Genomic DNA, 19905 nt, shown 5'->3' on the forward strand with positions numbered 1-19905 from the left:
ACGGAGGCAGCCGCTCAACGGACGACGGCGGGAGACCACGCGTGTTCGATGAAGAGTTGCGGCGCGGCGCCGGGTTCAAGGGACAGGGACCAGATGTCGCTGTCCGGGCCGGTATCCTCCCTCGGCATTCCATACAAGATGGTGCTGTTATCCAGCCACTCGATCTGGTCATCAAGATCGCGTTGGTCACCCAGGATTTCGACGTTCCCGGTCTCGAGTTCCAAAACGGCGGGCTGCCGGGTTCCTGCGAGTGTCCCCGAGGTGCTCTTCTTGAAAGCGATCCTTTGTCCATCAGGCGAGATGGAGGGGCATTCGACGCCGGATGCCGTGATGGTCAGCGTCTGGGCCGCTATATCCCCATGGACCAGCCAGACATTGCCCTGGGATGAGGCCGTGGCATAGAAGTCGTTGGGCTTTCCCGGGCTGAAAGTCACGCCCCAGATGTTTCTGTCGGAGGCCTTGATCCTCGCACCGTCGTGTATCAGCGCATAGTCTTCCAAGTTCGTGTGCAGGCTTCCGTCCGCCGAGCTGATGATCGTTTGCGTGGAAAAACCTGACGAGGCATAGGAGTGGCCGGAAACGAAAACGGTCGTGGCCACCAGGGATCCATCCGGGCTGACCCGCGTCCTGTTGGGGATTCCGCCCAACGCCCACGTTCCCTGCTGTTGAAGCGCGGCGCCATAGGTTGACGTCTCGAAGGTGGTGGGAATGCCGTTCCTGGTCGTAAGGCAGCTGACCAGGTTCCGGGCCGCGTAGACGCGGTCGCAGGCCATGCCGAGTAGCGCGCGCTGGCCGTTCGGCTCCGATAGGCTTGCCGTGGCCGCCTGCCCAAATCCCTCGCCTGCCGCGGTGTTCCTGAACATCACGTACGGCCCTTCGGGCAAGACGTCCACAGAGGTGACCCGCACCTCCGGTGCTGCCTGTTGGCTGGCGTTTGACTGCTGGAAGACCATAAACACCTGGGCACCGGCCGCGGCACATGTGGCCACAACAACAGCGAGCAGCAGGAGCAGCCGCTTCCTCACGGGGCCGCCACCTTGGGTGTGGCGCCGCGGAGCAGCAGGGTGGCTGCTGCAAGGGCCAGCACCAGCAGCACAGCGACGACAACAATGGCGGTCCCGGGACCTGCCGAGTACCAGAGAACGCCGAATCCGGCGGCGGCTCCCATCCGGCTGACAGCCACCACTGTTTGTGACGTGCCCAGGGCGGTTCCGAGCCTCTTCGGAGGGGACAGCTGACTGACAAGCGCGGAGAGAACGCCGTCAGTAGCGGCGTAAAAGAGCCCGAGGAGCAGCAAGCAGCCTATCGTCACAGCAATGCCTGCAGCGGGCAGCCCGGCAAGCAGGTAGCAGGCCAGCAAGGCGACGTGGCCGGCAAGGAACACCGGTACCCGGCCCCAGCGGTCCGCAAGTCTCCCTATGGGGACGGCGAACAGGAGGAACGCGGCGTTGGTTCCGACGAACAACAACGGGAACCACTGGACTGCCAGGGACTCACGGTGCTGCAGGAGCAGGTAGATGAAGCCGTCCCCGATGGTGAAGATGCCCAGCAAACCAGCGGCGATTATGAGCCGGGCGAGGCCCTGCTCCCTCAAATGCGACCACCGCAGCTGGCTCCACCTTAAGGCCGGCCGGGGCTGGTTGCGGCCGGGCCGTACCCGCCGGAGCCGATCCGGAACTACAAGGAGCAGTACTGCGACGCCGATCACGGCGAAGGCCAAGGAGACCACAAGAACCGCGCTGAATCCGTTAGGGATCAACGTCAGGATCAGGAAGGCGATGAGCGGGCCGGCGGCTGCACCGACGTTGTCCAGCATCCGGTGGACGCCGAAGGAACGGGCCAAGTATTCCGGCTGCGCCTCTGCGGAAATCATCGCGTCGCGGGGCGCCGTGCGGATTCCCTTACCGATCCGGTCACCCGTGACGACACCGGCTATGACCCAGAACCCACCGGCCGCCAAGAACCCCACCCGGGCAACCATGGACAGCCCGTAACCAGCCGCGGCAACGTACTTCGGGTGGCCGGTGCGGTCTGAAACCACCCCGGCGCCAATCCGGATAATGGCACTGGCCCCTTGGTTGATCCCGTCGATGACCCCAAAGGCGATAGTGGAGAGTCCCAGGTACCCGGTGACGTATAACGGGAGGACGGCCGCAACTGACTCGGATGAAATGTCCGTCATCATGCTGACCACGCCGAGCCATATGATCACTGGCGACAGCCGAAAGGCAGGGTGGACGGTGGAGGGACCTGCCGTGGACAGGTCCCGTTGGCCGCCTTTGCGGTCCGAGATCGAAATGTACAAGGGCTGCCTGTCCTGCTCGGGGCGGGAGCCGACCCGCGTTGCGGACCACTCCCCCGACGTTCTGGTGCAAGACAGTTTCGCAGCGGGCACACTTCCGGCGGTAGCGAAAAATCCGCAGACTTGTTGTGGGAACCTACCAGCGTCCGTTGCGGGGCCGTGGCTGGCAGACCGGGCAGGTATGGGATGACCGGTTCATGAACTGGTCCCGGCGGATGGTCGAATGGATTCCCGCTTCCGCGCACCGTTTGCACGGCTCGCCTTGCCGGCCGTAGGCGTTGAGGGACCGGTCGAAGTAGCCTGAGGCGCCGTTGACGTTGACGTACAGCGAGTCAAAGCTGGTTCCTCCTGCTGCCAGGGCATCGAGCATGACCTCCCGGGCGCTGTCCAGGACGCGCCTGGCCTCGCTGCGGCGAAGGGTGTCGGTGGGCCGGGCGAAATGCAGGCGGGCGCGCCACAGAGCTTCGTCGGCGTAGATGTTTCCGATCCCGGACACCAGCCCCTGATCCAGCAGCGCCCGCTTCAGCCCGGTCCTGCGCTTGCGGAGGCGCTGGTAGAAAAGGTCGAAGGAGAAGGACGGGTCCAGGGGGTCGCGCGCGATGTGGGCTGCTTCCGCGGCAATCAGCGGAAGGGGGGACTCGGCCAAGCCGCCGGGGCCGCCGTCGTCCGTGGGTACTAAAGCCGTGACGAAGAGGCCGCCAAAGATCCGCTGGTCCACGAAGCGCAGCTGGTCCGGCATGCCCTCGCGGGGACTGAGGCGGAGGCGGACCTTGAGGTGCTTTTCATCGGGGACGTCCGGATCCTGCATCAGGAGCTGCCCGCTCATCCCCAGATGGGCCATGAGTGCCACTTGCGGCACCGCTGCGGTTTCCCCGTGGCCGGGTACCGCCACGCTGTCCGTCAGCGGCATCCAGAGGAATTTTCCGCGGCGCACGACGTCGGCCACGGTGGCACCCTGGAGGTTGCCGATAAAGTCTCCGACTCCAAGGGCATGGCGCCGGATGGAGCGCGCGTCCAGGACATCGACAGCGCTGATGGTCCTGCCGCGGACCCAGTTCACCAGGCCGCGGCGCACCACTTCGACCTCGGGCAGTTCAGGCACGGAACACTACTTGGCGGCGACGGAGCCCGAGGAGGTGCCGGCGGCATTCCGGGTCTCGGCGCCCGAAAGTACACGCCAGGCGTCGGCCGCGGCTTCCTGCTCCGCTTCCTTCTTGGAGTGCCCGGAGCCCTTGCCGTAGGCCGTTCCACCGATGTTCAGCACAGCAATGAAGGTGCGTGCATGGTCCGGGCCGGAGCCATCCACTGCATAGTGGATGCTGCCCAGCTGCCGGCTGGCCGCGAGTTCCTGGATGCTGGTCTTCCAGTCGGTGCCGGCGCCCAGGACGGCGGCATCCTTCAGCAGCGGCCCGATCAGCCGCATGACCAGTTGGCGCGCAGTCTCAATGTCGTTGGAGACGTAGGTTGCCCCGATCAGGGCCTCCATGGTGTCAGCGAGGATGGACGCTTTGTTTTTACCGTGCGTAAGCTTTTCGCCTTGGCCAAGGTAGATAAACTCGCCGATGCCAAGGCTGCGGCCGATGCCTGCCAGCGCCCGGGTACTGACGACGGCGGACCGCCGCTTTGCGAGTTCGCCTTCGGGCAGGTCCGGGTTGTCCCGGTACAGGGCATCGGTCACGGAGAATCCCAGGATGGAGTCACCCAGGAATTCGAGCCGCTCGTTGGTGGGGATGCCGCCGTTCTCGTACGCGTACGAGCGGTGGGTAAGCGCAAGACGAAGCGTCCCGGCGTCAATAGTGACACCGAGACGCTTCAGAAGCTCTTCAGTTGAAGACATCAGTCAGCCTGTTGGGGCCGATTAGACGTCAGCGACCTTGCGGCCCTTGTACTCAAGGAACAGCGCGGTGCCAGCAGAGTCGGTAACGACCTTTGCCTGGTGCGGCAGGCTGTAGGTGACCTGGCCGTTCTCAACGGTCTTCACCAGGTGGGGGGCGGTCGCCTTCCACTGCGAGCGGCGGGCGCGGGTATTCGAGCGAGACATTTTCCGCTTGGGAACAGCCACGGCTAACTCATTTCTCTCTAGACAAACACGTACAAATCAATTTTGCCGGTCAGGCTTAGCCATATCAGCTAGGGCAGCCCAGCGAGGATCCAGGACCTCGTGGTGGTGCCCCGGCTCGTCTTCCAGGCGAACTCCGCATTCGGAGCAAAGGCCCTGGCAGTCTTCCCGGCACACCGGCTGGAACGGCAGATTGGTGACAACCGCGTCCCGCAACACCGGTTCAAGATCGATTACATCGTGCTCGACTCGACGTTGCTCTTCATCTTCTTCTCCGTCGGAAAGCTCAGTGCCCTCGTAGAAGAAAAGTTCTTGCACATTGACCTCAAGGTCATACGCAAGGGGATCCAGGCATCGGCCGCACTCGCCGGTTACTTCGGCGATAACGGTTCCTGATACCAGAATTCCTTCGTGTACGGCCTCCAGCCTCAGGTCGAGCTCGACATCCGAGCCTTCCTGAACACCAATGAGCGCCACACCAAGATCACCCGGTGCGGGTACATGTTCCGTCAGTGTCCGCATGCTTCCCGGGCTGCGCCCGAGGTCCTTGACGTCAAACGCCAGGGGCGAACCAGCATCTCTGTTAATGAGAACTCCTGTAGAACATATGACCGACGTACCATCTTAGCCTGAAGAGCCATGGTGACTCAAACCGGCTGCGGGCAGCGCCGAAGTACCGATCCAGCCTACCGCCTTGGCTGCTGATCCGGCGAAGGCTCGCCGCCGATCATGCGCCGGTGCACCGACCTGGGCACGTAGTCCGAGACGCTGCCGCCCAGGACCGCCACCTCCTTGATCAGCGTGGAGGACAGGTGGACATAGCTGGCCTCGGCAGGGAGGAACACCGTCTCCACCCCGCTCAGCTGCCGGTTCATGGTGGCCATGGGAAGCTCGTAGTCAAAGTCCGACGACGACCGGAGCCCCTTGACGATGGCGGAGACGCCCCGCTGGCGGCAATACTCCGCCAGGAGCCCCTCGCCCACCGGCTCCACCACGATGCCCTTGAGCGACGCCAAGGTCTCGCGCGCCATCTCCAGCCGGTCCTCCAGGCTGAACATGTACTTCTTGGCGTAATTAGTGGAGATGGCCACAATGACCTCGTCGAAAAGACCGGCAGCCCTTGCAATGACTTCGAGATGGCCGTTGTGGATGGGGTCGAAGGATCCGGGGCACACAGCGCGTCTCATGCTCCGAACCTACCTTATGGAAAGGCCGGGATACCATGACTGGATGCATCCAGCACGGGACCTTTCCACACCCCTGGCACCTGCTCCCTGGCAGCGCACCGCGCTCGGAGCGAACCTGCTGGCGCCGGACGGCGGCCTGGGCGTCACCATCTTCGAAGAGATGACCACCCTGGCCGTCCAGACGGGTGCCATTAACCTGGGGCAGGGCTTCCCCGATGAGGACGGGCCGGCTGAAATCCGCGAAGCTGCGCGCGCCGCCATCGCTGCCGGCGCCAATCAGTACGCGCCGGGCAAGGGCCTTCCGGAACTCCGGGAGGCGGTGGCTGCACACCAGGAGCGCTTTTACGGGCTGGCGCCGGACCCGGCAACGGAAGTCATCATCACCACCGGGGCCACCGAAGGCATCGCCGCCTCCTTGCTGGCTTTCGCCGGGCCGGGCGATGAAGTCCTCACATTCGAACCGTTTTACGACTCCTACGGAGCGGTGATTGGACTCTCCGGGGCCACCCACACCACCGTCCCCCTGGCAGCCCCGGACTTCATGCCGGACCTGGCGGCATTGGAGGCAGCCTTCAGTGAACGGACGCGGGTGGTGCTGCTGAACAACCCGCACAATCCCACGGGCGCCGTCTTTCCACCCGCCGTCCTGCAGCGCGTGGTGGATCTTGCGGAGAAGCACGGCAGCATCATCATCACGGATGAGGTGTACGAACACCTCACCTTCGGCGTGCGGCATACTCCCGTGGCCACCCTTCCAGGCGCCGCGGCCCGGACCATCACCATTTCCTCCGCGGGCAAGACGTTTTCCCTCACCGGCTGGAAGGTCGGCTGGCTGAGCGGACCCGAAGAATTAGTTGCCGCCGTCCGCACGGTAAAGCAGTTCCTCACCTACAGCTCGGGCACGCCATTCCAGGCAGCGATCGCAACAGGGCTGGCCCTGCCGGACAGTTTCTACACCGGCATCGCCTCTGCTTTGGAGCAGAAAAGGGACATTCTCAGTGCCGGGCTCCAGGCGGCGGGCTTTGATGTCTTCACTCCGCAGGGAACCTACTTCGTCAACGTGGATACGGCCCCGCTTGGCATCACGGATGCCCTGGACCTGGCCCGGAAACTGCCGGCGCTCGTGGGCGTCGCCGCCATCCCCGTTCCGGTGTTCTGCCATCCGGAAGGCGCGGAACGGACCCGAGGCCTGCTCCGCTTTGCCTTCTGCAAGAAGACGGAAGTCCTCGAGGAGGCTGCCTCGCGGCTGGCAACCCTGCGCGGGAGGCTGTGATGTCCGGCCGCAGCGGCGGCGCCGTCAGCCGCTTCCTGCGGACCACCGGCCAGCACGCCACGATCGAGCCCGATGCGTTTACCGACGGCGGCTACGTCCTCAGCATCGGCGGCGCCGAACAGTCACACGTCAACCTTGACCGGCCCGACGACATCTTCTACGAGTACCCCCGCAGGATCGGACACCTGGTGGATCTCGCCGCGCCGCCAGGTGAACCTATCAAGGCGCTCCACCTGGGAGCAGGGGCCTTGACGCTGGCGCGGTACATCCAGGCCACCCGTCCGGGCTCAGTCCAGTACGCGGTTGAGCTGGAACGCGAACTGCTGGACTTTGTCCTGCAGCACCTGCCGATGCCCGAAGGAACAAACCTGACCACCGTCATTGGGGATGCCCGGGAAGCACTCGGCGCGCTGGACCCCGGCCTTCAGTTCGACGTCGTGATCCTGGACATCTTCTCCGGACCCGAGGCACCGGCCCACATCGCCGACCCCGGTTTCTACCGCGAGGCCAGGGAGCGCCTGGGCCGGGACGGGCTCCTGATCGTCAACGTGGGCGATGAAGCGGCGCTGACCCTGCTTCGAAGCCAAGTGGCGGCGATGCGGGAAGCCGTGGGCGATGTGGCCGCATTCGCGGAAGCGGGCATGTTTGAGGGCCGCTATCCGGGCAACATCATCCTGGTGGGCACGCAGGGCCGCTGGCCGGAATCATGGACAGCAGCGCTCGCTGCCCGGGGCCCCCACCCCGCAACGGTCCTGGCCGGAGTGGATCTGGATCCCTTCTCGGGCTAAGCGCCCGGGGCAACAGGCCGTTCGGTATCGGCGCCTGCCTCCGCAGCTTCCGCCAGGTCCTCAGCGGCGATGGCGTCGGGAACGAACGGCTCGGCGAACCACAGCCGGGTCTCCCCGTATTTCTTCTCGGCAAACCTCGTCATCCCGTCCGGCCATCCCGGTTCCGGGGACCGCGAGGAGCGTTCCACCACCACGACGGCGCCGGGTCCCAGGTGGGCCGCAAGCTTCTGCAGGACGGCGGACAGTCCGGCTTCCTCCAGCGGATACGGCGGGTCCAGGAACACCAGGTCCCAGGCCGCGTTCTCTTCGGCGCGGTCCAGGAAGGGCTCAACCCTGGAGCGGTGGACAGTCACGGCTTTGCGGCCCAGCACCCCGTTGATGAGGTCAGCGTTGCGCTGGCACACGCCGCTTGCCTTGGCGTCCGACTCGACCAAGTCCACCGACAGCGCTCCCCTGCTGCCGCTTTCCACCCCCAGGGCGCCGGAACCGGCATAAAGGTCCAGCACCCGGGCGTCGGCAATCACGTTAAAGGCGTCGAGGCGCGAGAACAGCGCTTCCTTGACCCGGTCCGTGGTGGGCCGGGTCAACGAACCCGGCACCGCAGCCAGGGATGTCCCGCCGGCCGCCCCGGCGATGATCCGCGTCACGCCGCCCACCGCGATCCGGCGGTGCCCGTCGCGCTTTCGTTGCTAACCGCGTTCAAGGAACGCCTCCTTCTCGGGGTTGAGGTATTTCTCGATGGCATCGGCAAGTTCGGGATGGCCCGCCAGCAGCGGGTCCCCGCCAACGATTGCCTGGGCGTCGTCCCTGGCCCGGGCTATCACGTCTTCGTGCTCCAGCACCCGCAGCAGCTTGAGGGTAGACCGCCCGCCGGACTGGGAAGCACCAAGGATATCGCCCTCGCGCCGAAGCTTGAGGTCTTCCTGGGAAAGGACGAAACCATCCGTGGTTGAAGCCACGGCTTCCAGCCGCCGCCGGCTGGGGTGGCCGGGTTCGAGGGCGGTGACCAGCAGGCAGGTGCCCGGGAGGCCGCCGCGGCCCACGCGGCCGCGAAGCTGATGCAGCTGCGAGATCCCGAACCTGTCAGCGTCCAGGATGACCATCAAGGTGGCGTTATGCACGTCCACCCCCACCTCGATCACCGTGGTGGAGACGAGCAGCTTGATGCGGTTGGCGGTGAACCCTGCCATGGTGTCCGTCTTCAGCTCCGGGTCCTGGCGCCCGTGGAGGGGAGCCAGCGGCACCCCCGCCAGCGAGGGCTCGCCCAGCAAGTGGTCCACGACGGCGGTGACGGACGCCAGTTCCCGGGCTTCCTCCGTCTCCACGCCCGGTGGTGCCGCCTCCCCCGGGCTGAAGTCGCCGTCGTCGTCCGTGCCAATCTTGGGACAAACGACATACACCTGGTGGCCGGCGTCGATCTCCTCCCGGGCTCGTGCCCAGATCCGTGCCGCCCAGGCAGGATTTTCCGCGAGGCCCACGAGGTGGGTGGCGATGGGCGCCCGCCCCTTGGGCAGTTCATCGAGGGTGGACGTTTCAAGGTCACCAAAGACTGTCATTGCCACGGTGCGGGGAATGGGCGTTGCGGTCATGACCAGCAGGTGCGGCGGTTTCCGGGCCTTGGCCCGCAGGGCATCACGCTGCTCCACGCCGAAGCGGTGCTGTTCATCCACCACGATCAGGCCCAGGTCATAGAACGAGACGTTATCGCTGAGCAGCGCATGCGTGCCGATGATGATTCCTGCCGTCCCGGCGGCGGCATCCAGCATGGCTTGCTTCCGTGCCGCGGTGGGCATGGACCCGGTCAGCAGCGTGACCTGGACGGACGGCCCGGCGCCCCCGGCCAAGCCGCCCAGGAGCCCGTCAGTGGAGAGCGGACCCAGGGTGCGGCGGATGGAGTCATAGTGCTGGGCGGCGAGCACTTCGGTGGGGGCAAGGAGCGCGGCCTGGCCGCCTGCGTCCACCACCTGGAGCATGGCCCGCAATGCCACGACGGTTTTCCCGGAGCCCACTTCGCCCTGCAGCAGCCGGTTCATCGGCGTGTCCTGTGCGAGTTCCGCGGCGAGGGTCTTACCGACGGCGGCCTGGCCGGCCGTGAGCGTGAACGGCAGGGCTTGGTCGAAGGCGGCCAGGATGCCGTCGCTGACAGGGCGCCGGGCCGTGGCTTCCTCTGCGGCGAGCTGGGCCCGGCGCCTGGCCAGCGCCGACTGCAGTACCAGGGCCTCCTGGTAGCGGAGCCGGTGGCGGGCACGCTGCCAGTCGGTAGCAGTTTCGGGCATGTGGATGAGGCGGTATGCGTCCGCCACCGGCAGGAAGCCTTCCCTGGCTGCCACCGCCTGGGGAACAGGGTCCGGCACCGAGCCAAGGTCCGAGGTCTCGAGCAGTGTGGCGACCACCTTCTGGATCTTCCAGCTGGGCAGCTTGGCCGTGGCCGGGTACACCGGAATGGGCATGGCCGCGAGTTTCTCGGGGTCCTGGCCGCCGTCACTGAAGGGATCTTCGTCGAGGAGCTGGAAATCGGGGTTGGTGAGGCCCAGCTTCCCTTTGAAACTGGTCACCCTCCCGGAAAACAAGGCACGGCGTCCCTGCAGGAGTTCATTTTTGGCCTTGAACCCGTTGAAGAAGCTGATTTTGAGGGTGCCCGGAACTTTCCCCGTGTAATCCCGGCCGCCCACCAGCCGCAGCCCTTGCTGCCCGTCGTCGTCGGAAACGATGACGTCGGTGATGGTCCCGCGCCGTGCCTGCATCTGCCGGGTGCTGTTGGACAGAACCCGGGCAATAAGGGTGACCTCCTCATCCAGCGGAAGCTCCGTGATGGGCGTTAACTCGCCGCGGCTCATGTAGCGGCGCGGGTAGTAGTTGAGGAGGCCTTCGACGGTGGTGATGCCAAGATGTTTCTCGATGACCGCCGCGGAACGTTTCCCGATCCGCCGCTCCAGGGCCAGTTCCAGCTCAGCGTTCATGCCCGCCAGTGTTCACCGCGTCCGCATCCGGGTCCCGGGGCAGGGCCAGTTCGCTGATGCTGATCTGGGACGGTTCGCCCAAGGACCGGATGATATCGACTGCCGGTGCGGCGTCCGGGACATGCACGTGCACCCGCCACCGGTAGTTGCCGTCGGCGTCCGGACCGTTGCCCACCTGGCTCATGATCACCGACTCGCCGATTTCGTCGAGCCGCTGCCGGAGGGTCGCAGCGTTCAACGGCGAAAGGCTGATGGTGCACATGACTTCCACGCCGTCGTCGTCCGGCATGGAGGTGTGGATGTGGGGATCGGAGACGTCGTAGCCGTGGAGGCCATCGAGAAGCTCCTCCTGCAGTTCCTCCCCAAGGACAGCGGAGCGGAGGCAGTCAAGGATCAGCAGCATTCCCACGCCGCCCGCATCCACCACATGGGCAGTCTGGAGCGCGTCGAGCTGTTCCTCGGTGTGGATCACAGCCGCCAGGGCTCCCTCCACCGCGGCGTCCAGCGCGAGGCCCAGGGCTTGGTTGCTGTCATCGCCGTCCTGGCCGGCGTCGACCGCCGCAGCCGCACGCGCTGCCGCCTCCATGACCGAAAGCATGGTCCCCGGAACGGGATCGCTCAGCGCAGACCAGGCGCGGATCTGGGCACGGTTCAGGGCTGCGGACAGGAGCGTGGATGTCAGCCGGGTGTGTCCGGCCAGCGGCTCGGCCGCAGCGCACAGGAAGACCGAAAACAGGGTTCCGGAATTTCCCCTGGCCTCTTCCATGGCTGCCTGGCCCGCGATGGAAAGGACTTCCCCGACATCGACCGGGGCCGGCTGGTCCGCCTCCAGCACCAGTGCACGGGCGGCAGCGCGGACCGTCAGATAGAGGTTTGTACCGGTATCGCCGTCAGCCACCGGAAAGATGTTGATGGCGTTGAGCCGGTCGCTGTGGTTTCCCAGGGCAGTTTCAGCCTTGCCCAGCCACCTCTTCATCGCCAGCGCGTTGGCGGCAACCTTAGTGTGCAAAGTGATCCCATCCCCCGGTGTCCGCGGCCCGGCCAGCTATCAGGACACCCGGGCCTTCATCGGTACCGAGTGCATGTATCGAGCCTATCGCAGTGAATCCGGGCGGCAGCTGAACGCCGGCAGGGAATGTGGCCAACAGTCCGTGGTCCTCCCCGCCGCCCAACACCCACGCCGCGGCATCCGCTCCCAGCCGCGCCGCGGCCGGCCCCAGCAGTTCAGCCAATTGGGTAAGCCGTGCTGGATCGAGGGAGACGGCAACATGGCTTGCGGCGGCAAGCCGTTGCCCGTCGCGCAGGAGCCCATCCGATATATCCAGCATTGCTGTGGCACCCGCAGCCCGGGCTGCGGGCCCCGCTTCCAGCGGCGGCCGCGGGCGGCACTGCAGGTCAACGAACGCCTGCTCGGCGGGGGTGAGGGGATCCAGGGCGACGCCGGATTCGAGCAGGGCAAGGCCCGCCGCTGCATGGCCGACTGTTCCGGCCAGCGCGAGGGTGTCCCCCGGCCGGGCACCGGACCGGAGGACGGGCCGCCCGCCGTCGAGGGTTCCCAGGACCGCTGCGGTCACGGAAATCTCCCGGCCCCGGCCCAAGTCGCCGCCTGCCACGGAACAGCGGACAGCCCCGAGTTCCTGGATTCCGGCCGTCAACCCGTCCGCGAGGTCCTCGACCCAACCGACCGGCGTGTCAACGGGGAGCGTGAGGCTGACCACCATGGACGTGGCATGCGCACCCATCGCGTTGATGTCGCTGAGGTTCTGGGCGGCTGCTTTCCACCCGACGTCATAGCCGGTGGTGCGGTAGCCGTTGGGCCATAGGAGCCGGAAGTCCTGGTCCTGGACCTGGGTGTCGATGCTGATGACCGTCCTCCCGTCCGGGGCCGCAACGATGGCGGCGTCATCCCCGGGCCCCAGCAGCGTGCTTGTGGTGTGTCCGGCCTCCATCCGGAGGCGCGGAAAGATCCGGGCCAGCAGGTCGGCTTCGGAAAGGCCGGCCACGGTGGGCTGGTGGTCGATACGGTTACGGAGGTCTTCAGGCACGCCACTACGCTACCGCGCCCGGCCGACATTGTGTCCGGGCGGGGACGGCGGCGGCGATAGGCTGGAAGCATGCACCATCCCCAGCTGCCCCTGTCCGCCCGCGCCGCCAGGATGGCGATGATTGGGGCAATTGCCGCCCTTTCCTTGACTGCATGCTCCCCCGCAGTGGATGTCACCGCCGCCAAGGACGCGGCCAACCCGGCGTGCGCGCCGATGATGGTTGCCCTGCCCGATGCCATTGGCGATTCAAAACTGCGGAAGACCAACAGCCAGGCCACCGCGGCCTGGGGCGATCCCTCCCTTGTCATCCTTCGCTGCGGCGTCAACGTGCCGGGGCCGACGACGGACCGCTGCGTCACCGTGAACGGCATCGACTGGGTAATCAAGGAAGGCGACCCGGCGTGGACGCTGACCACCTACGGCAGGGAACCAGCCACGGAAATCGTGATGGACCCGGACAAGATCAGCTCCGCGACAGTGCTGGCGGACCTGGCCGCAGCGGCCGGCAAGGTTCCGTCGTCACGGAACTGCGTGGGCCAGGAGGATCTGCAGAACCTGCCCAAGAGCCAGTAGGCGGACGCGCACTCTGCAGATACCACCAGGGTGCCGGTGGCGGGCCCACGCCGGCAGGGTTCCCTGGCCGGCGTGGCGGGGTTAGGGTGCCGGGAGGGGCTCAGCGGAGGCCAGTGTTGCGGTTCAGTGCCAGGTAGATCAGCTCGTCGATCAGGTCGGCGTAGTCCAGGCCTGATGCCGCCCACATCTGGGGGTACATACTCTTGGGCGTGAAGCCGGGCATCGTGTTGATCTCGTTGATGATCAATTCGCCTTCAGGCGTGTAGAAGAAGTCCACGCGGCTCAGTCCCTCGGCCCCCACGGCGTCGAACGCGGCGGCAGCCAGTTCACGCACGCGGGAGATGGCTTCCGCAGGCATGTCGGCGGGGCAGCTGAGGGCCGCGGCATCATCCTCGACGTACTTGGCATTGAAGTCGTAGAACTCGTGCGTTCCTCCGGCTACGGAGATTTCACCCGGCATTGATGTCCGTGGCGCATCAGTGCCGCGGCCTTCCAGGACCGCACACTCGATTTCGCGGCCAACAATGCCGGCTTCGATCACGAGCTTAAGGTCGTGGCGGCGGGCTTCCTCGATGGCGGCGTCCAGCCCCTCGAGGGAGTCGACCTTCGAGATGCCCATGGAGGAACCTGCCCGGGCCGGCTTGACGAACACGGGGAAACCCAGCCGGTCCACCTGTTTCCGCACCGCTTCGGGGTCCTTGCGCCACTGCCTGTCCGTCACGGCCACGTACGGCCCCACGTGCAGCCCGGCGGCCCCGAAGACCACCTTCATGTAGTGCTTGTCCATGCCGACGGCGGAGGCCAGGACACCGGCACCGACGTAGCGCGTGTCCGACAGCTCGAGAAGCCCCTGGATGGTGCCGTCCTCGCCGAAGGGCCCGTGCAGCAGCGGAAAGACGACGTCGACGGCGCCCAGCTCCTGCGGAACCTGGTTTGGCGAGGCCACGATCAGCTGGTGTTCCCCGCCGATCTCGGCCAGGGTCACGGTCTCCGGGGACGGCACGACTTCAGGAAGGGACGATGCCGCCAGGGACCATTGCGCGGTCTCGGCGGCGGCAAGAACCCATTGGCCGGTCTTGGCGATCCCGATGGGAATGACCTCGTACTTGTCCTTGTTGATGGCACCCAGCACACCTGCCGCCGTTACGCAGCTCACTGAGTGCTCGCTGGAACGGCCCCCGAAGAGCACGGCTACGCGGGGCTTCCGGGGGGTGGCCGCCTGGCCCGTGGTGGGTTTGTCTTGGGACATGGTCAGTAATCGCCTTCAGGTTTCAATTCCCGGGACAGCAGAACCGGCCCCAGTTGGTCAACGGACAGCTTGCCTGCCAGCACGGCCACGACGGCGGCCGTGATGGGCATTTCGACGCCGAGCTTGCCGGCAAGTTCATGGACGGCCTGGCCGGACTTGATGCCTTCGGCGGTCTGGGTCATCTTCCGGCCCACCTCCTCCAGCGTCAGGCCCTGGCCCAGCAGCCGGCCGGCAGTGTGGTTCCGGGACAGCGCGGAGGAACACGTTGCCACTAGGTCGCCAAGCCCGGCAAGTCCCGCCATGGTTTTCGCTTCGCCGCCCAGCGCCAGCGCGAGGCGTGATGTTTCGGCCAGTCCCCGGGTAATCACCGAGGCCTTGGTGTTGTCCCCCATCTGCTTGCCCTCGCAAATGCCGACGGCCAGCGCGATCACGTTCTTGACGATGCCGCCGATTTCGACGCCGACGACGTCTGCCGTGGTGTAGGGCCGGAAGTAGGGGGCGGTGCAGGTCCTGGCAAGCCAGCCCGCCGTCGCGGAATCCGTGCACGCCACAACGGACGCGGTGGGCTCCTCACGCGCGATTTCCATGGCCAGGTTGGGGCCGGAGACAACGGCGATGCGTTCCTGCGGCAGGTCCAGTTCCTGGCTGATGACTTCGCTCATGCGGGCATCCGTCCCCAGCTCCAGGCCTTTCATGAGGGAGACGACGACGGCCCCGGGGGCGATCATCTCCTTCCACTCCCGCAGCTGCGGACGCAGCGACTGGGCCGGAACGGCCACCACCACAAGCTCCGCTCCTGCCAGGACCCCGCGGACGTCGGTTGACGCCGTGATGCTCTCCGGCAGGACGATGTCCTTGAGGTAGTCGCTGTTGCGGTGGCTGGTGTTGATCTCGTCCACCACTTCGGCACGCCTGCCCCACAGCTTGATGGCGCGCGGCGTACCCGCGGCGATGGCGGCGTCCGCCAGGACCTTCGCGAACGTTGTTCCCCATGATCCTGCACCGAGGACGGCCACCGTGCGGGCCGCTCCCGGCTTTCCGTCAGCGGTCACTGCGCTTCCGTTCCTGCACCCGGCTGCTGACCGCGTTCCACGAAGCGCCCGTGCTTGGCCTGCTGCTGCTTGGCCGGATCCCAGCGCTCGGCTGGTGGCTGCTCTCCGCGCAGGCCCGCGAGGAGAGCCGTGATGGCGTCCATAATCAGTTCGGTGGCCTCCGCCAGTGTGGCCTTGTCCAGGGGACGGCCACTGAAGGCACTCAGGTCAACGGGATCGCCGACGACGACGCGGGAGCGCTTCCGCGGGAACAGGTGGAACCGCTTGCCGTACCTGGGGAACACCTCGTGCGCACCCCAGTGGGCGATGGGCACAACCGGGATCCCGCCTTCGAGGGCCAGCCGGGCCGCGCCGGTGTGCCCCTTCATCGGCCAAAGCCCCGGGTCACGGGTCAGCGTACCCTCGGGATAGATGATGATTGCGCCGCCCTCAGCCACGATCTCCTGGGCCACCTGGAGCGACCGGTTCGCTCCCGCCGTCGAACGCTCCACCGGCACCTGCTTGGTGGCGCGCAGGAGCGGGCCCAGCCCGGGAACCTTGAACAGCCCGGCTTTGGCCAGGAAGTGGGGCGCCCGCTTCTGGTTGTAGAGCATGTGCCCCACCACCAGGGGGTCGATTTCGGTGCAGTGGTTGGGCGCGGCAATGAAGCCGCCAGCGGGGAGTTTCTCCGTGCCTTCCCACGTTTTGGACATCATGAGGTTCATCAGCGGCCGGACGACGCCGGCGATGAACACAAATGTGGCCCTGCTCTTGGCAGATTCCTTCACAGTCCCGCTCTACTTCGTGGTGGTGATGTCGAAATCGGCACCGAGGCCGGCGAGCTTCTCGGTGAAGCGCTCGTAGCCGCGGTTGATGATATCGATCCCGGTGACCCGTGAGGTTCCCGTGGCGGCCAGGGCGGCAATGAGGTGGCTGAAGCCGCCGCGCAGGTCCGGGACATCGATGTCCGTTCCCTTAAGCTGGGTGGGGCCGGAAATGACAGCCGAGTGCAGGAAGTTCCGCTGGCCGAACCGGCACGGAACGCTGCCCAGGCACTCCCGGTGCACCTGGATGCTGGCGCCCATTCGGATGAGGGCGTCGGTGAAGCCGAAACGGTTCTCGTACACCGTCTCGTGGACGATCGAAACGCCTTCGGCCTGGGTGAGCGCCACCACCAGCGGCTGCTGCCAGTCGGTCATGAATCCGGGGTGGACGTCCGTTTCGAGGACCAGCGGGTTCAGCTTTCCACCTTTGTGGTAGAAGCGGATGCCGTCCTCGCCGATGTCCATTCCGCCGCCCACTTTGCGGTAGGTGTTCAGGAAAGTCATCATGTCGCGCTGGGAGGCGCCCTCCACGAAGATGTCACCGCGGGTCACCAGCGCCGCCGACGCCCAGGACGCCGACTCATTGCGGTCCGAGAGGGCGCGGTGGTTGTAACCGCCCAGGTCGCGGACGCCTTCGATGCGGATGGTGCGGTCGGTCTGGACGCTGATGATGGCGCCCATCTTCTGCAGCACGGCGATGAGGTCGATGATCTCCGGTTCGGTGGCGGCACCGGAAAGTTCCGTAATGCCTTCCGCGCGCGTCGCAGTCAGCAGGACCTGCTCCGTGGCCCCGACTGACGGATACGGCAGCGAGATCTTGGCCCCGTGAAGCCCCCTGGGCGCGGAGATATGGATGCCGCCGGGACGCTTCTCCACCACGGCACCGAACTGCCGCAGGACGTCCAGGTGGTAGTCAATGGGCCGGTCGCCGATTTTGCAGCCACCCAGGTCCGGGATGAAGGCTTCACCGATCGCGTGGATCAGCGGCCCGCAGAGCAGGATGGGAATGCGGGAGTCGCCGGCGTGGGCGTCAATGGCGGTGCTCGGCGCCGTCTTGGCAGCCTTGGGGTCGAGGGTGAGGTCACCGTTGACCGGGTCTTTCTCCACGGTCACGCCATGCAGCTGCAGCAGGGAGGTGACGACCTCCACGTCCTTGATTTCCGGCACGTTCCGCAACACCGAGGGTTCGTTGCCCAGCAACGCCGCCACCATTGCCTTGGGAACAAGATTCTTGGCCCCACGGACGCTGACGCGGCCTGTAAGCGGGACACCGCCGCGGATTGTCAGAACACTACTCATATACCGGTTTCCTCACGATCACTAGCCCCCAAAACCTTGCAAAGGCTCCAACCAAGCATAGGAGGTCGCGTTACCGAACCGAAATAACGGGGCACCGGCGGCGGGGCGTGGCGGGACCGGGCGCCCGCCGCCGGATGCATACCTGGGCTAGGAAAGCTTGGCCGGCAGGGTCTTGGGCTTGAACGCCGGGCGGGTGGCCTCGTAGGCGGTGATGTCGGACTCGTGCTGGAGGGTCAGCCCGATGTCGTCCAGGCCTTCCAGGAGCCGCCAGCGGGTGTAGTCGTCGATCTCAAAGGGAGCCACAATGTTGCCGCAGACGACCGTCTTGGACTCAAGGTCCACCGTGACCTGGGTCCCCGGGGCGTTCTCGAGTTCCTTCCAGATGAGCTCGATGTCGTCCTGGGCCACCTGCGCGGCCAACAGCCCCTGCTTGCCGGAGTTGCCGCGGAAGATATCGGCGAACCGGGAAGAAAGCACAGCCTTGAAGCCGTAGTCCTTCAGTGCCCAGACGGCGTGTTCGCGGGAGGAGCCGGTACCGAAGTCCGGGCCGGCCACCAGCACCGAACCGGTGTTGTACGGCTCCTGGTTCAGGATGAAGGAGGGGTCCTTGCGCCAGGCGGAGAACAAGGCATCCTCGAACCCGGTCCGGGTGATGCGCTTGAGGTAGACAGCGGGGATGATTTGGTCGGTGTCGACGTTGCTCTGGCGCAGCGGGACGCCGATGCCGGTGTGCTTGGTGAATTTTTCCATGGTGTTGTCCTAGGCTGCGTCGATGTGGATGGCTGCGGGTTCGGGAGCCGGTTCAAGGTCCGACGGCGAGCTGAGCGTGCCGCGCACGGCCGTGGCTGCCGCCACCACCGGGGACACCAGGTGCGTGCGGCCGCCCTTGCCCTGGCGCCCTTCGAAGTTGCGGTTGGAGGTTGAGGCGCAGCGCTCCCCCGGCTCCAGCTGGTCCGGGTTCATGCCCAGGCACATGGAGCAGCCGGCGAACCGCCATTCCGCACCGAAGTCCTTGAACACGCGGTCCAGGCCCTCAGCTTCCGCTTCGAGCCGGACCCGGGCCGAGCCGGGCACCACCAGCATGCGGACCTGCGGATCCTTTTCGCGGCCGCGGATGATGTCCGCGGCGGCGCGCAGGTCCTCGATCCGGGAGTTGGTGCAGGAACCGAGGAAGACGGTGTCCACCCGGATGTCCTTCATCGGCGTGCCGGCTTCGAGCCCCATGTACTGCAGGGCACGCACCGCGGCGGCCTTGGCGTTCTCGTCGCCGAAGTCCTCGGGGGACGGAACGGACTGGGACAGGGACACGCCCTGGCCGGGGTTGGTGCCCCAGGTGACGAACGGCTCCAGCGTGTCGGCGTCCAGGTCCACCTCGACGTCGAAGGTGGCGTCGTCGTCGGTCCTCAGTGTGTTCCAGTACTCGACGGCGGCGTCCCAGTCAGCGCCCTCCGGCGCGTGCGGGCGGCCCAGCATGTAGTCGTACGTGGTCTGGTCGGGTGCCACCATGCCGGCCCTGGCGCCTGCCTCGATGGACATGTTGCAGATGGTCATCCGCGCTTCCATGGACAACGCCCGGATGGCCGAGCCACGGTATTCCAGCACATAGCCCTGGCCGCCGCCGGTGCCGATTTTTGCGATCACGGCGAGGATAATGTCCTTGGCGGTAACGCCCGGCCGCAGTGTGCCCTCCACGTTGATGGCCATGGTCTTGAACGGCTTCAGCGACAGGGTCTGGGTGGCCATGACGTGCTCCACCTCGGACGTGCCGATGCCCATGGCGAGCGCCCCGAAGGCGCCGTGCGTGGAGGTGTGCGAGTCTCCGCAGACCACCGTCATGCCGGGCTGCGTGAGGCCCAGCTGGGGACCCACGACGTGGACAATGCCCTGTTCGGCGTCGCCCAGGCTGTGCAGCCGGACCCCGAACTCCGCGCAGTTGTTGCGCAGGGTCTGGATCTGGGTGCGGCTGGTGAGATCGGCAATGGGCTTGTCGATGTCCAGGGTGGGGGTGTTGTGGTCTTCGGTGGCGATGGTCAGGTCCGGCCGGCGCAGCTTGCGCCCTGCCAGCCGCAGGCCTTCAAATGCCTGCGGGGACGTGACTTCGTGGACCAGGTGGAGGTCGATGAACAGAAGGTCGGGCTGGGCGTTGGCACCATCGCCGTCACCTTTGCGCACCACGTGTGCGTCCCAGACTTTCTCGGCCAATGTCTTTCCCATGGCCATCTCCCTTCACTGCTGTTTGGCTGAATAGTCCAACTGAATCAGGAGGCCTCCGCGGCGCGCCACCCGAAAGATTTGCATCTCAGATAATGAGACGG

20 protein-coding genes are annotated in these 19905 nt (G+C 66.1%); 3 read left to right on the forward strand and 17 right to left on the reverse strand.

The window, feature by feature from the left end:
* Positions 1-14 precede the first annotated feature (14 nt).
* The 7 genes from ACR65J_RS12245 to coaD form a co-directional block, all read right to left on the reverse strand.
* Positions 15-1025 carry a TolB family protein gene (locus ACR65J_RS12245; RefSeq protein WP_440169191.1) on the reverse strand — a complete coding sequence of 337 codons (1011 nt, stop codon included), beginning with the start codon at positions 1023-1025 and terminating at the stop codon, positions 15-17.
* Entirely contained in the window at positions 1022-2305 is a 1284-nt protein-coding gene (locus tag ACR65J_RS12250) for an MFS transporter (RefSeq protein WP_440169194.1), read from the reverse strand. The genes ACR65J_RS12245 and ACR65J_RS12250 overlap by 4 nt, the downstream gene beginning before the upstream one ends.
* Before the next feature lie 133 nt (positions 2306-2438).
* A complete protein-coding gene (gene mutM, locus ACR65J_RS12255; protein ID WP_440169197.1) occupies positions 2439-3404 on the reverse strand; it encodes a bifunctional DNA-formamidopyrimidine glycosylase/DNA-(apurinic or apyrimidinic site) lyase in 966 nt (321 codons plus the stop codon).
* 6 nt (positions 3405-3410) lie between these two features.
* Positions 3411-4139 (reverse strand): ribonuclease III, encoded by a 729-nt coding sequence (gene rnc / locus ACR65J_RS12260; RefSeq protein WP_440169199.1) that lies wholly within the window; start codon positions 4137-4139, stop codon positions 3411-3413.
* A gap of 21 nt (positions 4140-4160) precedes the next feature.
* Positions 4161-4364 (reverse strand): 50S ribosomal protein L32, encoded by a 204-nt coding sequence (gene rpmF / locus ACR65J_RS12265; RefSeq protein WP_009356569.1) that lies wholly within the window; start codon positions 4362-4364, stop codon positions 4161-4163.
* A 36-nt stretch (positions 4365-4400) separates the two neighbouring features.
* A complete protein-coding gene (locus ACR65J_RS12270) occupies positions 4401-4925 on the reverse strand; it encodes a YceD family protein (RefSeq protein ID WP_440169588.1) in 525 nt (174 codons plus the stop codon).
* Positions 4926-5047: 122 nt separating this feature from the next.
* On the reverse strand, positions 5048-5548 hold the full coding sequence (gene coaD, locus ACR65J_RS12275; RefSeq protein ID WP_440169202.1) for a pantetheine-phosphate adenylyltransferase: 501 nt from the start codon (positions 5546-5548) through the stop codon (positions 5048-5050).
* A gap of 43 nt (positions 5549-5591) precedes the next feature.
* On the opposite strand from coaD, the gene ACR65J_RS12280 reads away from it, so the two are divergent.
* Both ACR65J_RS12280 and ACR65J_RS12285 read left to right on the forward strand, forming a co-directional pair.
* On the forward strand, positions 5592-6821 hold the full coding sequence (locus ACR65J_RS12280) for an aminotransferase class I/II-fold pyridoxal phosphate-dependent enzyme (protein WP_440169204.1): 1230 nt from the start codon (positions 5592-5594) through the stop codon (positions 6819-6821).
* The gene (locus ACR65J_RS12285; protein ID WP_440169207.1) at positions 6821-7609 is read left to right on the forward strand and encodes a spermidine synthase; all 789 of its coding nucleotides are present in this window, start codon (positions 6821-6823) and stop codon (positions 7607-7609) included. Before ACR65J_RS12280 ends, ACR65J_RS12285 begins: the two co-directional genes overlap by 1 nt.
* Here the strand turns inward: ACR65J_RS12285 and rsmD are convergent.
* From rsmD to thiL, 4 genes are read right to left on the reverse strand one after another with little or no spacing between them, the layout of a single operon-like run.
* Positions 7606-8256 carry a 16S rRNA (guanine(966)-N(2))-methyltransferase RsmD gene (gene rsmD / locus ACR65J_RS12290; RefSeq protein WP_440169210.1) on the reverse strand — a complete coding sequence of 217 codons (651 nt, stop codon included), beginning with the start codon at positions 8254-8256 and terminating at the stop codon, positions 7606-7608. The two genes, ACR65J_RS12285 and rsmD, sit on opposite strands and share 4 nt — an antisense overlap.
* A gap of 42 nt (positions 8257-8298) precedes the next feature.
* Positions 8299-10569: an ATP-dependent DNA helicase RecG gene (locus ACR65J_RS12295; RefSeq protein ID WP_440169213.1), complete on the reverse strand. Its 2271-nt coding sequence runs from the start codon at positions 10567-10569 to the stop codon at positions 8299-8301.
* Positions 10559-11545 carry a DAK2 domain-containing protein gene (locus tag ACR65J_RS12300; protein WP_440169591.1) on the reverse strand — a complete coding sequence of 329 codons (987 nt, stop codon included), beginning with the start codon at positions 11543-11545 and terminating at the stop codon, positions 10559-10561. The genes ACR65J_RS12295 and ACR65J_RS12300 overlap by 11 nt, the downstream gene beginning before the upstream one ends.
* A gap of 22 nt (positions 11546-11567) precedes the next feature.
* Complete coding sequence (gene thiL, locus ACR65J_RS12305; protein WP_440169215.1) at positions 11568-12614, reverse strand: thiamine-phosphate kinase; 1047 nt, start codon at positions 12612-12614, stop codon at positions 11568-11570.
* Between the two features lie 69 nt (positions 12615-12683).
* Between thiL and ACR65J_RS12310 the strand changes: the two genes are divergently transcribed.
* Positions 12684-13187: a DUF3515 domain-containing protein gene (locus ACR65J_RS12310; protein WP_440169218.1), complete on the forward strand. Its 504-nt coding sequence runs from the start codon at positions 12684-12686 to the stop codon at positions 13185-13187.
* Positions 13188-13287: 100 nt separating this feature from the next.
* On the opposite strand, the gene ACR65J_RS12315 is transcribed toward ACR65J_RS12310, so the two are convergent.
* From ACR65J_RS12315 to leuC, 6 genes are all read right to left on the reverse strand, one after another.
* Positions 13288-14436: a D-alanine--D-alanine ligase family protein gene (locus ACR65J_RS12315; protein WP_440169220.1), complete on the reverse strand. Its 1149-nt coding sequence runs from the start codon at positions 14434-14436 to the stop codon at positions 13288-13290.
* Positions 14437-14438: 2 nt separating this feature from the next.
* On the reverse strand, positions 14439-15488 hold the full coding sequence (locus ACR65J_RS12320) for an NAD(P)H-dependent glycerol-3-phosphate dehydrogenase (protein WP_440169222.1): 1050 nt from the start codon (positions 15486-15488) through the stop codon (positions 14439-14441).
* A complete protein-coding gene (locus ACR65J_RS12325) occupies positions 15485-16255 on the reverse strand; it encodes a lysophospholipid acyltransferase family protein (RefSeq protein WP_440169224.1) in 771 nt (256 codons plus the stop codon). Before ACR65J_RS12325 ends, ACR65J_RS12320 begins: the two co-directional genes overlap by 4 nt.
* A 9-nt stretch (positions 16256-16264) precedes the next feature.
* Entirely contained in the window at positions 16265-17590 is a 1326-nt protein-coding gene (murA, locus tag ACR65J_RS12330; RefSeq protein ID WP_440169227.1) for a UDP-N-acetylglucosamine 1-carboxyvinyltransferase, read from the reverse strand.
* 147 nt (positions 17591-17737) lie between these two features.
* Positions 17738-18340, reverse strand: a complete 603-nt coding sequence (gene leuD / locus ACR65J_RS12335) for a 3-isopropylmalate dehydratase small subunit (RefSeq protein ID WP_440169230.1) — start codon at positions 18338-18340, stop codon at positions 17738-17740.
* Positions 18341-18349: 9 nt separating this feature from the next.
* Positions 18350-19804, reverse strand: coding sequence for a 3-isopropylmalate dehydratase large subunit (gene leuC, locus ACR65J_RS12340; protein WP_440169233.1), 1455 nt, complete (start codon positions 19802-19804; stop codon positions 18350-18352).
* Between the last annotated feature and the right edge of the window lie 101 nt (positions 19805-19905).

This window comes from Arthrobacter sp. SAFR-044 (assembly GCF_059414985.1).